The sequence below is a fragment of the Mycobacterium sp. SM1 genome (assembly GCF_018361265.1).
In the GTDB taxonomy this organism is placed as follows: domain Bacteria; phylum Actinomycetota; class Actinomycetes; order Mycobacteriales; family Mycobacteriaceae; genus Mycobacterium.
Window position 1 is genome coordinate 630,204 of record NZ_JAFLNH010000001.1, and the last position, 13,471, is coordinate 643,674.

General features: G+C 64.8%; 9 protein-coding genes. 5 read left to right on the forward strand and 4 right to left on the reverse strand.

Going from position 1 to position 13,471, the window contains the following annotated elements; genetic code table 11:
- Positions 1-357 precede the first annotated feature (357 nt).
- The 4 genes from MSM1_RS02850 (at position 358) to MSM1_RS02865 (ending at position 6,905) form a co-directional block, all read left to right on the forward strand.
- Complete coding sequence (locus tag MSM1_RS02850) at positions 358-4,065, forward strand: multifunctional oxoglutarate decarboxylase/oxoglutarate dehydrogenase thiamine pyrophosphate-binding subunit/dihydrolipoyllysine-residue succinyltransferase subunit (protein WP_213440087.1); 3,708 nt, start codon at positions 358-360, stop codon at positions 4,063-4,065.
- 107 nt (positions 4,066-4,172) lie between these two features.
- Positions 4,173-5,000, forward strand: a complete 828-nt coding sequence (locus MSM1_RS02855; RefSeq protein ID WP_213440088.1) for an SDR family oxidoreductase — start codon at positions 4,173-4,175, stop codon at positions 4,998-5,000.
- 268 nt (positions 5,001-5,268) lie between these two features.
- Positions 5,269-6,192 carry an iron uptake transporter permease EfeU gene (gene efeU, locus MSM1_RS02860; RefSeq protein WP_213441325.1) on the forward strand — a complete coding sequence of 308 codons (924 nt, stop codon included), beginning with the start codon at positions 5,269-5,271 and terminating at the stop codon, positions 6,190-6,192.
- An 86-nt stretch (positions 6,193-6,278) separates the two neighbouring features.
- On the forward strand, positions 6,279-6,905 hold the full coding sequence (locus tag MSM1_RS02865) for an IS607 family transposase (RefSeq protein WP_213440089.1): 627 nt from the start codon (positions 6,279-6,281) through the stop codon (positions 6,903-6,905).
- A 722-nt stretch (positions 6,906-7,627) separates the two neighbouring features.
- Here MSM1_RS02865 and MSM1_RS02870 read toward each other — a convergent pair.
- The 3 genes from MSM1_RS02870 to MSM1_RS02880 form a co-directional block, all read right to left on the reverse strand.
- Positions 7,628-8,428, reverse strand: a complete 801-nt coding sequence (locus tag MSM1_RS02870; RefSeq protein ID WP_236055170.1) for a glycine betaine ABC transporter substrate-binding protein — start codon at positions 8,426-8,428, stop codon at positions 7,628-7,630.
- 44 nt (positions 8,429-8,472) lie between these two features.
- On the reverse strand, positions 8,473-9,663 hold the full coding sequence (locus MSM1_RS02875; RefSeq protein WP_307857264.1) for an NADP-dependent malic enzyme: 1,191 nt from the start codon (positions 9,661-9,663) through the stop codon (positions 8,473-8,475).
- Positions 9,664-9,856: 193 nt separating this feature from the next.
- Positions 9,857-10,846 (reverse strand): malate dehydrogenase, encoded by a 990-nt coding sequence (locus MSM1_RS02880; RefSeq protein ID WP_213440092.1) that lies wholly within the window; start codon positions 10,844-10,846, stop codon positions 9,857-9,859.
- A 188-nt stretch (positions 10,847-11,034) separates the two neighbouring features.
- Here MSM1_RS02880 and corA point away from each other — a divergent pair, with 188 nt between their 5' ends.
- Positions 11,035-12,138 (forward strand): magnesium/cobalt transporter CorA, encoded by a 1,104-nt coding sequence (gene corA, locus MSM1_RS02885; RefSeq protein ID WP_213440093.1) that lies wholly within the window; start codon positions 11,035-11,037, stop codon positions 12,136-12,138.
- A gap of 157 nt (positions 12,139-12,295) precedes the next feature.
- Here the strand turns inward: corA and MSM1_RS02890 are convergent, their stop codons facing one another.
- Positions 12,296-13,471, reverse strand: coding sequence for an ABC transporter ATP-binding protein (locus MSM1_RS02890; protein WP_213440094.1), 1,176 nt, complete (start codon positions 13,469-13,471; stop codon positions 12,296-12,298).

A 13,471-nucleotide genomic window follows, 5' to 3' on the forward strand; every position in this document is an offset into this window, starting at 1 on the left:
GCCGCGGGGCCACTTCGTAGGTTATCGACAATCCGTCGTTTCGGTTGGCCGGCCCGCTTGCCGTGCGGCCCGCGGCGTTGCAGCGCAGCCCGATGTGACTGGCCCGGAGGTTTCCCGTGAAGCGACTGGCTGCGACGCCAGACGAACAAGGGTGTGGATTAACCCACGCCGCTTCCATACCCGAAAATAAACGGTGGTGGCCCACAGCCCCCAGCACCGGCGGCACTCGGATCGCCGGCGAAGCGTTAGCCTTTAGAGGGGCGGCTTCCAGAACCGCCGCTGGATAGCCGGATGCGGTAAGTCGCAAACGCCGAGGAGCGCGTTTGCTGGACAGAGGAATCGAGGCGTTAGTCCGCTGTGAGCAGTGCAAGTTCACCATTTGGGCAGAACGAATGGCTGGTCGAGGAGATGTATCGCAAGTTCCGAGACGACCCCTCCTCGGTCGACCCCAGTTGGCATGAATTCTTGGTTGACTACAACCCCGAGCCAACGGTCGCGACTCGACCCCCGACCGACGGGGAGTCGGCACCCTCCACGCCGGCCGTACCTCCCCCTGCCCAGGCGGGCGTCAAACTGTCGCCAACGCACCCGGAGACCGCCGCGGTGAGCAACGGCGCAACGACTGCTCCGATTGCACCGGCCAAGCCGGCCGGTCCCCCACCGGCCGAAGGGGACGAGATACAGGTGTTGCGCGGAGCCGCCGCGGCCGTCGTCAAAAACATGTCCGCGTCCCTGGGAGTGCCGACGGCCACCAGTGTCCGGGCCATTCCGGCCAAGCTGCTCATTGACAACCGGACCGTCATCAACAACCACCTCAATCGAACCCGTGGTGGCAAGATCTCGTTCACCCACCTCCTCGGCTACGCCGTCGTCCAGGCAATCAAGGCATACCCCAACATGAACCGCCATTACGCCGAGGTCGACGGCAAGCCCAGTGCCGTCACACCGGCGCACACCAATCTGGGGCTAGCGATCGACGTGCAGGGCAAAGACGGCAAGCGCTCCTTGGTGGTGGCGGGGATCAAGCGTTGTGAGAGCATGCGCTTCGCGCAGTTCGTCACCGCCTACGAAGACATCGTCCGCCGTGCCCGGGACGGCAGGCTGACTGCCGAAGACTTCGCAGGCGTGACGATTTCACTGACTAACCCGGGAACCATCGGCACCGTGCACTCGGTGCCACGGCTGATGGCCGGCCAAGGGGCCATCATCGGGGTCGGCGCGATGGAATACCCGGCCGAATTCCAGGGTGCGAGCCCCGAACGCATCGCCGAACTGGGCATCGGCAAGCTGATCACGCTGACCTCGACCTACGACCATCGCATCATCCAGGGCGCCGAGTCGGGTGACTTCCTGCGCGCCATCCACGAGATGGTGCTCTCGGACGGCTTCTGGGACGAGATCTTCCTGGACCTCGGCATCCCCTACGAGCCGGTGCGCTGGCGCCCCGACAACCCCGACTCGATCACCGACAAAAACCCGCGGGTCATCGAGCTGATCGCGGCGTACCGCAACCGCGGCCATCTGATGGCCGACATCGACCCGCTGCGGCTAGATAACACCCGGTTCCGCAGCCATCCGGACCTGGACGTGCTCACCCATGGGCTAACCCTGTGGGATCTGGAGCGTGAGTTTAAGGTTGACGGTTTCGCGGGGGCGAAGTACAAGAAGCTGCGCGATGTGCTGGGTTTGCTGCGTGACGCTTACTGCCGCCACGTCGGCGTGGAGTACACCCATATCCTCGAGCCTGAGCAGCAGGAGTGGCTGCAGCAGCGGGTGGAGACCGGACGCGTCAAGCCCACCGTCGCCCAACAGAAGTACATCCTGTCCAAGCTCAATGCGGCGGAAGCATTTGAGACCTTCCTGCAGACCAAATATGTTGGCCAGAAACGCTTCTCGCTGGAGGGGGCCGAGAGCGTAATCCCGATGATGGACGCCGTGATCGACCAGTGTGCGGAGTACGGCCTCGACGAAGTGGTTATCGGCATGCCGCACCGCGGCCGGCTCAACGTGCTGGCCAACATCATCGGCAAGCCCTACTCGCAGATCTTCACCGAGTTCGAGGGCAACCTCGACCCATCTCAGACGCACGGTTCCGGAGACGTCAAGTATCACCTGGGCGCTACCGGCGTCTACATCCAAATGTTCGGTGACAACGACATTCAGGTGTCGCTGACCGCAAACCCGTCGCACCTGGAAGCCGTCGACCCGGTGCTGGTGGGACAAGTTCGAGCCAAACAAGATTTGCTAGAGCTGGGCCGCACCACCGGTGAGAAAGAGCGGACCTACTCGGTAGTGCCGCTGATGGTGCACGGCGATGCCGCTTTCGCCGGCCAGGGGGTGGTCGCCGAGACGCTGAACCTGGCGCTGCTGCCGGGTTACCGCGTCGGCGGCACCATCCACATCGTCGTCAACAATCAAATCGGGTTTACCACCTCGCCTGAGCATTCGAAGTCCAGTGAGTATTGCACCGATGTCGCCAAGATGATCGGGGCGCCGATCTTCCACGTCAACGGCGACGACCCAGAGGCGTGCGTGTGGGTGGCGCGGCTGGCCGTGGACTTCCGCCAACGGTTCAAGAAGGACGTCGTCATCGACATGCTGTGCTACCGCCGCCGTGGCCACAACGAGGGCGACGACCCGTCGATGACGAATCCGGCCATGTACGACGCCATCGAAACCAAACGTGGGGTCCGTAAAAGCTACACCGAAGCCCTGATCGGCCGGGGCGACATCTCGATGAAGGAAGCCGAGGACGCGCTGCGCGACTATCAGGGCCAGCTGGAACGGGTGTTCAATGAGGTTCGTGAGCTGGAAAAACACGCAGCGCAGCCGAGTGCATCGGTCGAGTCCGACCAGCAAGTTCCGCGTGGCCTGTTCACCGGCATCGACAAGGCGCTGATGGCTCGCATTGGAGATGCGCACCTGGCCCTGCCGGAGGGGTTCAGCGTGCACCCCCGGGTCAAGCCGGTGCTGGAGAAGCGCCGGGAGATGGCCTACGAGGGCAAGATCGACTGGGCGTTCGCCGAACTGCTGGCGCTGGGTTCCCTGGTGGCCGAGGGCAAGCTGGTGCGGCTATCGGGGCAGGACACCCGCCGCGGCACCTTCTCCCAGCGACATGCGGTGATCATCGATCGCAACACCGGCGAGGAGTTCACCCCGCTCCAACTGCTGGCCACCAACCCCGATGGGAGCCCCACTGGGGGCAAGTTCCTGGTCTATGACTCGCCGCTGTCCGAATTCGCCGCCCTCGGCTTCGAATACGGCTATACGGTAGGCAACCCGGACGCATTTGTCGTGTGGGAGGCGCAGTTCGGCGATTTCGCCAACGGTGCCCAGCCAATCATCGACGAGTTCATCAGCTCTGGTGAGGCCAAATGGGGACAGCTGTCCAATGTGGTGCTGCTGCTGCCGCACGGCCACGAGGGGCAGGGCCCCGACCACACGTCCGCGCGGATCGAACGCTTCCTGCAACTGTGGGCGGAGGGTTCGATGACGATTGCGATGCCCTCGACACCGTCGAATTACTTCCACCTGTTGCGCCGGCATGCTCTCGACGGTATCCAGCGGCCGTTGATCGTGTTCACGCCGAAATCGATGCTCCGCCACAAGGCCGCGGTCAGCGAGATCAAGGATTTCACCGAGATCAAGTTCCGCTCGGTCTTGGAGGAACCCACCTACGAAGACGGCATCGGCGACCGCAGCAAGGTCACCCGGATACTGCTGACCAGCGGCAAGCTGTATTACGAGCTAGCCGCCCGCAAGGCTAAAGACAGGCGCGACGACGTCGCAATCGTGCGGATCGAACAACTCGCCCCGCTGCCGCGGCGGCGACTCAGCGAAACCCTGGACCGCTACCCGAACGTCCGCGAGTACTTTTGGGTGCAAGAGGAGCCGGCCAATCAGGGCGCGTGGCCGCGGTTCGGACTGGAACTACCAGAGCTGTTGCCGGACAAGCTGTCTAGGGTCAAACGCGTTTCACGCCGCGCGATGTCGGCACCCTCATCGGGTTCGACCCGGGTGCACGCTGTCGAGCAGCAGGAAGTGATCGAGGAGGCGTTCCGCTGAGCCGGCCTACCCGGCCGGATCGGATTGACGCCGCCACCGGCCGCCCGGTATGAGCAGCGGCACCGGTACCCACTAGCCTCGGAAGAACTGACGAGCAAGGAGTGCCCATGCAGGGATTTGCCGGGAAGGTCGCGGTGATCACAGGAGCCGGGTCAGGCATCGGTCAGGCGCTGGCCATCGAACTGGCCCGCTCAGGCGCTCGGCTGGCGATCAGCGACATCGACACCAAAGGAATGGCACAGACCGAGGAACGGCTGGCTGTCATGGGGGCCACGGTCAAGGCGGATCGGCTTGACGTGACCGAACGCGAAGCCTTCCTGGCCTACGCTGACGCGGTCAATGAGCATTTCGGCACGGTGAACCAGATCTACAACAACGCCGGCATCGCCTTCACGGGGGACGTCGAGGTCAGCGATTTCAAGGACTTCGAGCGGGTCATGGACGTCGATTTCTGGGGTGTTGTCAATGGCACCAAGGCCTTTCTGCCGCATCTGATCGCTTCTGGTGATGGCCATGTCATAAACATCTCCAGCGTGTTCGGGCTGTTCTCGGTGCCCGGGCAGGCGGCCTACAACTCGGCCAAGTTCGCGGTTCGCGGCTTCACCGAGGCGCTGCGGCAGGAAATGGTGCTGGCCGGGCACCCGGTGAAGGTGACCAGCGTGCACCCCGGCGGCATTAAAACAGCAATCGCGCGCAACGCCACCGCCGCCGCCGGACTCGACGCGGGCGAGCTGGCCGCGTTGTTCGACAAGCGGCTGGCCACCACCAGCCCGCAGCGCGCCGCCCGGATCATCTTGAGCGCAGTACGCAAAAACAAGGCCCGGGTGCTGGTTGGCCCGGACGCCAAGGTGCTCGACCTGGTGGTGCGACTGACGGGTTCTGGTTATCAGCGGCTGTTCACTCCGGTCATAGGCCGGATGCTGCCGCGCCGGTGACGATGCGGGCCGTCCACAACGGCCCGCCGAGGAGGCGGCGCCGTCAACCCCCGCCGGTGACGATGCGGGCCGCACACAACGGCCCGCCGAGGAGGCGCCGCCGTCAACCCCCGCCGGTGACGATGCGGGCCGTCCACAACGGCCCGCCGAGGAGGCGGCGCCGTCAACCCCCGCCGGTGACGATGCGGGCCGCACACAACGGCCCGCCGAGAAGGCGGCGCCGTCAACCCCCGCCGGTGACGAGGGCAGCCTGGTGACCGGGGCTGTTATGGGCTCGGGGATCTTTTTGGCCGCCGACTCGAACCCGTCGTCCCAATTGCTGGGGAGCGCGCTGATCGGCCTGCGGGAAGGCTTGGAAGCCAGCATCGTGGTCATGATCTTGGTCGCTTTCCTGGTAAAATCCGGCCGGCGCGACGCACTTAAATGGGTGTGGCTGGGCGTGGCCGGGGCTCTCGGCATGACGCTGCTGGTCTTTCTGGTGATTCAGTTGAGCGCGTATACGGTCACCAAGCTTGACGCCGAGGCTATCGGTGGTATCGCCTCGCTGGTCGCGGTGGCGATTGTCACGACGATGGTGCTGTGGATGAAGAAGGCCGCCGGCGGGTTGTCCGGCGAACTGCGTGCGAAAATGGCCCGCGCGCTGCAGACCGGTGCGGCAGCCGTGCTGTCGTTGGCTTTTTTGGCCGTCGGCCGGGAAGGCCTGGAAACCGCGTTGTTCATGGCCGGCTATGCCCAAGCCGAGACCGCCTGGCCGCTTGCCGGGCTGGCCATCGGTGTGCTGGCCGCGGCGGGCATCGCCTACGGCATGTACGCCGGCGCCATGCGCATCGATTTGCGCCGGTTTTTCACCTACACCGGCATTTTCCTGATCGCAGTGGCCGCCGGTATCCTGGGCCATGGTGTGAGTGCCCTGCAGTCAGTCGGATGGCTACCCGGGTCGGCGAGCAAGGCGTTCGACATCAGTTCGGCGCTGGACTGGTCCTCGTGGTATGGCTCGATTATCCGGGGTGTTTTCAGCGTCACGCCGACGCCGACCGTGCTGCGGTTCGCGGTGTGGCTGGCCTATTTGGTGGCGGTGCTGACCGCGTTCCTGCTGCCGGCTAAGGCACGTAACGTCTCCACGCGAACCTCCGATGTGTCGGGGGATGCCAATCTGCCCGTGGCCAGCCCGCCGCCCGAGGCGGCGCGGTGAACATGCCCCTCCGAGGGGTTCTGAGCAGTTGGCGGGATACCGAGTGCTAGTGAGCGTACGAGCGTTCTAGTGAGTACGCTGCTGGTGTGAATCTGACGGAGTGGGCGCGGGCTAAGGGGATTCATCCCCAGACGGCATACCGGTGGTTTCGGGAGGGGATGTTGCCGGTGCCGGCGGTGCGGGTGAACGAGCGCACGGTGCTGGTGTGCCCCGATGCGCCGGCCGGGTCGGCGCCGCAGGCCGCTTTCGGTTTGTACGCGCGGGTGTCGTCTGGTGATCAGAAGTCGGACTTGGATCGCCAGGTCGCGCGGCTGACGGGTTGGGCCGCCGAGGCGGGTGGGACGGTGGTGCGGGTGGAAGCCGAGGTCGGGTCCGGGATGAGCGGGTCACGGGCGAAGATACGCCGGCTGCTGGCTGATCCGAAGGTGACCGCCGTGGTGGTTGAGCATCGGGATCGGTTGGGGCGGGTGAACACTGAGCTGGTCGAGGCCGCGCTGGCCGCGCATGGTCGCCGGCTGGTGGTGCTCGACGACGGCGAGGTGACCGATGATCTGCTGCGCGACATGGTGGAGGTGCTCACACGTTTCTGTGCCCGACTCTACGGGCGGCGCGGTGCCCGCAACCGGGCGCTGAAAGCGGTCGGCTGCGCGCGGCGCAATATCGGACCGGCCGCTGTTGTCGGTGGCCGGGTGGATGATGCGGTACATGGGTGACATGCCGGTTGCGGGATCGGTGCAGGTCAGCGTCGGCGCTGCGCTGTCGTCGGTTGTCATCGACGCGGGGACTGGCGCCATTGTGGATGACACCCAGGGATATGGGTCCAGGGATATGGGTATAAGAGCGCGCAGAACGCGCACCGCGCGTACGCCTACAAGTCGATGCCGGCGACGAAAAGGCGGCAACGCGACGCCGCCCGGCGACAGGTCCAACGCTGGTGTGCTGCGCGCCCTGAATTCATGGGTGATGTGGAGAGCGCGAGGTGTCACGCCCTCACAAGCGGTGTGAGCCTCACCGAGGCAGATGCGCAAGCGATGCTCGACGAGCACGGTGCGAAGTTGCCGTTTTCGATCAAAGACCTGAGGCGGCATTGGGGCTGGTGATGTGGCGTGGGTGCCAGCCCTGGGGGCGCATGTCTGCGATTTGCAGGCGGCTCTCGCGGTGCTGGGCGCCAGGTGTGCGCTGCGCCCGGGTGCGCTTGCCGCCCCAGGCGAGGTGGCTGGTGCTCCGCGCCGGCAGTCCCGCCGTCCGCTGCGTGGCTATGCCAGTGCCGGGCAGCGGTTCTGCAAGACCCGTCGCCTGGCGGCGCTGAGTGACCGGCCGGCCCGGGCCCGGGCTGCGTTGTCAGCGGGCCGTCCGCCGATCACCGTAGGCGGCAACAGGTTGTGGCGTAGCCGGCAGTATCTCGATGCTGCTGGGCGATGGGCGCTCGTTACAGCTAGCGGCCGAGGGGGTGTTCGGCCAGCCATCCATCGGCAACCGCCTGTGGTTCGGCGCCGCCGAGCACCCGGCGGCGCATCTCCACCAGCGCGGCGGTGTCGAGTACGCCGGCCATCTCGTTGATCGCCAGCACCTGCCGCGCGGTCAGCTCATTGCGACGGTACAACGGCACCACGTTTTCAGCCTGCAGCAGCGCCGGTTTGCCGTCCGTCAGCACCACCAGGTCGGCCGGCACGTCAGGAGCAGTGGTAGTGGTCCATCCCGCGGTAAGCTGCCCTGCCTGCACCGCGGCGAACATGCTTGCACTGTCCGGGAATTCGCGCGCCGCAGGCAATCGGCACCCGCTCACCGCCGCCGGGGTCGCGACACCGGCGATTGACCCTATCACCAGCCCTTCGCAGTGCCGTGGTAGTTCGCTCAGCTCGTTGCCGCCCCAGGCCTTGGCGGTGGATTGGCTCACTGCCAGCGCAGGTTTGTCCTCCGCTGCGGTTGCGTAGTCGCCCGCGGCGATCCCTTCGGGCAGCGCCGCGACCATCGCACGGTACACCTGCGTATCCGATCGCACCGACGCGCCAGGTTGGAACGTCCGCAGCAGCTGGCCGGTCAAGCCGGGTACCACGTCCACCGCCCCGGAGTCCAGCTCGGTCAACGGATCCGATACCGAGACAACGCGAGCGGGGAATCCGTAGGAGCGCAGTGCTCCCGCGTAGAGATCCGCCAGCAGCACCGACTCAGAATCGGAACGGGATGCAACGACCAATTGGCGTGGGGTGTGATGACCCTTGCTGCACCCGACCATCGCCAGCGCTGCCGCCAGCACCAGCGAGGTCAACCGTCCTGCGGTCACCCCGCGTTGGCTGATGCAGCCGCCACCACCGCGGCGGCGACCGCCGTCCCGACCCGGGGATCCAGGGGGCTCGGCACGATCCGGTCGGGCGCCAGGTCGTCGCGGACAACAGAGAAGATCGCTTGGGCCGCTGCCAGTTTCATCTCCTGGGTGATCCTGGGCGCACCGGCGTCCAGAGCGCCGCGGAAAACCCCGGGGAACGCGAGCACGTTGTTGATCTGGTTCGGAAAATCGCTGCGGCCGGTTGCCACCACCGCCGCGTACTTAGCGGCCACCGTGGGGTGGATTTCCGGGTCGGGGTTAGACAACGCGAACACGATCCCGTCGGGTGCCATCGTCGCGATCAAATCCTCGGGCACTACACCCGCCGACACACCGATGAAGACATCGGCCCCGTCTAGTGCCTCCACCATGCCACCGGTGCGCCCGTTCGGGTTGGTGCGCTCGGCGAGTTCGGCCTTGACCGCGTTCATGCCGACGCGACTGGGATGCAGAATCCCGCGTGAGTCGAGCACGGTGATATCCGTGATACCGGTTGCGAGCAGAATGTTCGCGCATGCGATACCCGCCGCTCCCGCGCCGGAGATCACGACGCGCAGCGAGGGCATGTCGCGGCCGAGCAACGTAGTGGCACCCCGCAGCGCCGCGAGCACCACTATCGCGGTGCCGTGCTGGTCGTCGTGCATCACCGGGCAGTCCAGCGCTTCGACGACACGGCGTTCGATTTCGAAGCAGCGCGGCGCGGAGATGTCCTCCAGGCTGATCGCACCGAACGTCGGCCGCAGCCGCACCAACGTTTCGACGATTTCGTCGGGGTCCTTGGTGTCCAGCACGATGGGGATTGAGTCCAAGCCACCGAAAGCCTTGAACAACGCGCTTTTGCCCTCCATCACCGGCAACGCTGCCGCCGCGCCGATGTCGCCGAGGCCAAGGACAGCGCTGCCGTCGCTGACTACAGCCACCAACCGGTTCGCCCAGGTGTAGCGGGCGGCCAGGGTATGGTCGGCGGCGATCGCACGGCTGACCTGCGCCACGCCCGGGGTGTAGGCGATCGACAGGGCGCGCTGGGTATCCAGCGGGGCTTTCAGCTCGACCGAGAGCTTCCCCCCCACGTGGGCATCGAAGATCTCCTCGTCTCCGATGGCGATCTCGGGGACTTTCACCGCTTGCGGCACGATCTTGGGCACGGTCTTGAGGGTACTTCGCCGAATGCGCGGCCCACCGATGGGCCGCGTTGGTGGCGGGGGAACCATCCACGCCACAGTTCGCTACCCCCGCCGGGTCCGGCGCCACGCTTGCATCGGCTGCTGCCGGTGCGGCAAAGCCGCGCGAATCGGCGCATTGATCCGGGCGGTCGTGCCCGCCGAGCCGATCCCGCGCTCAGATCAGGCCGAGCTTTCTGACCGCGTCACGCTCATCGGCGAGCTCTGCGGTCGAGGTGTCGATGCGCGCGCGGGAGAACTCGTCGATGTGCAGGCCCTGAACAATTGACCAATTGCCATGCTTTGTGGTCACCGGAAAAGAACAGATCAGGCCCTCCGGCACGCCGTAGGAGCCGTCGGAGACAACCGACATCGAGACCCAGTCACCATCCGGCGTGCCCAACAGCCAGTCTCGGGCGGCATCAAGGGTGGCCGACGCGGCCGAAGCCGCCGAGGACGCGCCCCGCGCCTCGATGATCGCCGCGCCGCGCTTGGCGACCGTCGGGATGAAGCAGTTCTCGATCCAGTCCTGGTCGTTGACCACTTCGGCGGCGTTTTTGCCGCCGATCTCGGCGTGGAACACGTCGGGGTATTGGGTGTTCGAGTGGTTGCCCCAGATCGTCATTTTCTTGATGTCCGTCACCGCGGCGCGGGTCTTTTTGGCCAGCTGAGCGATCGCCCGGTTGTGGTCGAGACGGCTCAGCGCGGCGAACCGCTCGCGCGGGATATCCGGGGCGTTGGTCATTGCGATCAGCGCGTTGGTGTTCGCAGGGTTGCCGGTGACGAGAACACGGACGTCGTCGGCGGCGACCTCACTTAATGCCTTGCCCTGGGCGGTGAAGATGGCGCCGTTGGCCTCGAGCAGGTCGCTGCGCTCCATCCCCGGCCCCCGAGGACGAGCGCCCACGAGCAGGGCCAGGTTCGCCCCGTCGAAGATCTTGGCCGGGTCCGCTCCGATCTCCATGTCGACCAGCAGCGGAAACGCGCAGTCATCGAGTTCCATCACGGTTCCCTCGAGCGCCTTTAACGCGGGCTCGATTTCCAGCAGACGCAGCTGAATCGGGCGATCGGCACCGAGCAGCGCACCGCTTGCCAGACGGAACAGCAAGCTGTAACCGATCTGGCCGGCGGCGCCGGTGACAGCGACCTTGAGGGCAGGTGTGCTCACGTCGGCTACTCCTTATGCAGAGTTGGTTTCCGGTCGAAAGTAGCGCACCCGCTTCGGGCCGACACCGCCCGGCCCAGACAGTGCGTGGCCGCCCCGGTCACCCTGAGCGGGCGGCGTCCGGTGCGACGGCGGGACGCGTAGCATTGAGCGCGGCCCGTTCGGACCTGCGATGCGACGGGAGAGTGTCTATGCCATCGTTTCGCGCCTTGTCCCCATCACGTCGACCGGTGGCGCGGACGAAGGTCGCTGAGCCGGGACCCCAACTCGTTTCGGTTCCTGTTACGCACGCCATGGTGGATTGCGGCGTTTACGTCGACGGAACACGCCTGCCGGGCACGTACACGCACGCGGACGCCCTGGCCAAAGTGCGTGAGATCAAACAGGCCGGCCGGGACGCGTTTGCGTGGATCGGCCTGCACCAGCCCGACGAGCGTCAGATGCAGGAAGTGGCCGAGGTGTTCGGGTTGCATCCGCTGAGCGTCGAAGACGCCGTGCATGCTCATCAACGACCCAAACTGGAGCGCTATGACGAAACCCTGGTCCTGGTGCTGAAAACCGTCAACTACGTTCCACACGACTCGGTGGTGCTGGCCCGGGAGATCGTCGAGACCGGCGAGATCATGATCTTCGTCGGCAAAGACTTCGTGGTCACCGTCCGCCATGGTGAGCATGGAGGGCTCTCCGAGGTGCGCAAGCGGATGGACTCCGACCCGGAGCAGATGCGGCTGGGACCTTACGCCGTGATGCACGCCATCGCCGATCACGTGGTGGACCACTACCTTGAAGTCACCAACCTGATGGCGAGGGATGTCGACGTCATCGAGGAAGTGGCGTTTACGCCCGGCCACCGGACCGACGTCGAGCCGATCTACTTGCTCAAACGCGAAGTGGTTGAATTGCGCCGCTGCGTGAACCCGCTGTCGGTACCGTTTCAGCGGATGCAATCAGAGCACAAAGATCTGATCTCCAAGGAGGTGCGGCGTTATCTGCGTGACGTCGCAGACCATCACTCGGAGGTCGCGGAACAGATTGCCAGCTACGACGAGATGCTCAGTTCGCTGGTGCAGGCAGCGCTTGCGCGGGTCGGCATGCAGCAGAACAACGATATGCGCAAGATGGCGGCCTGGGCGGGAATTCTGGCGGTGCCCACGATGATCGCCGCTATCTACGGTATGAACTTTGACTTCATGCCAGAGTTGAGCTGGAAGTGGGGTTATCCAGCGGTCCTTGCAGTGATGGCCGGTGCGTGCCTGGTGCTATACCGCAATTTCCGGCACAGAAATTGGCTCTAACGCTAGCCGTGATCAATAGGGCTGCACCGCCATGCACTCACCGTGGGGCATGCACTCACCATAGCGTGGCGAGCAGCCCGGCAGCAGGCCGCAAGTATCACTGGCCGCAGTCGGTGACGCTTCGAGCCCGCTCTGACCGGGCCAGGACCGCTGTCACCTAGGTGGCCGGCGGTGGAATGGTGAGGTTGATACCGGAGTCAGCGTCAAACACGGCCAGCTTTAGCGTGTCACATGCTAATTCGATTGACTGTTGTTTGACCGCCTTCGATTCCGGCGGTACCCGTGCTACGAACTGGCATTCTTCCCAGCCTGATTCAGCGGCCAACTCGTCCAACTGGGCTGCGTGCACATCACAACCAGCCACGTTGAAGTACAGGTATTTGTCGGAGCCAACTGATTCGACCATGTCGACTTTCACCTCGAATACCAGCGCCTTCAGACGTTGGTAGGCGTCGATCAGCGCGGCGTCGTAAAGGTGCTCCGGGCGTACCCCGACGATGACATGCTCTGGGACCGGATGCTGTGTGATCACGTCGTAGACGGGTTGGGTGAGCGTCACCTCGCCGAATGGCAAGACCAGCCCGGTCGGCGTGAGCACGGCTGGGAAGAAATTCATCGCCGGCGAGCCGATGAAACCGGCGACAAAAAGGTTCGCGGGGCGCTCGTAAAGCTCTTCGGGAGTTCCGATTTGCTGCGCAACACCGGCATGCATCACAACCACGCGGTCGCCCAGCGTCATGGCCTCGGTCTGGTCATGGGTCACGTAGACGGTGGTGGTGCCCAGTCTCCGCTGTAGCCGCGCAATCTCGCTGCGCATCTGAACGCGCAGTTGGGCGTCTAGGTTTGACAACGGCTCATCCATCAGGAATGCCTTGGGATGACGCACGATTGCCCGGCCCATTGCCACCCGCTGGCGCTGTCCACCCGACAACTGCGACGGCTTGCGATCTAACAAATCCGTCAAGTCCAGAATTCGGGCAGTCTCCTCGACCTTCTCCGCAATCTCGGTCTTCTTCATTTTCGCCAGGGTCAAGGGAAACGCGATGTTCTGCCGCACCGTCATATGCGGATAAAGTGCGTATGACTGGAACACCATAGCGATATCACGATCCTTGGGAGCCTTCTCGTTCATCCGCTCGCCGCCGATACGCAACTCCCCTGACGAGATATCCTCCAGTCCAGCAATCATATTCAGTGTTGTAGTCTTGCCGCAGCCGGAAGGTCCAACCAGAATGACGAACTCACCATCTGCGATGGTAATGCTCAGCTCCTTCACGGCCGTCGCACCATCGGGGTACCTCTTGGTAACCCTGTCCAACACGATTTCAGCCAT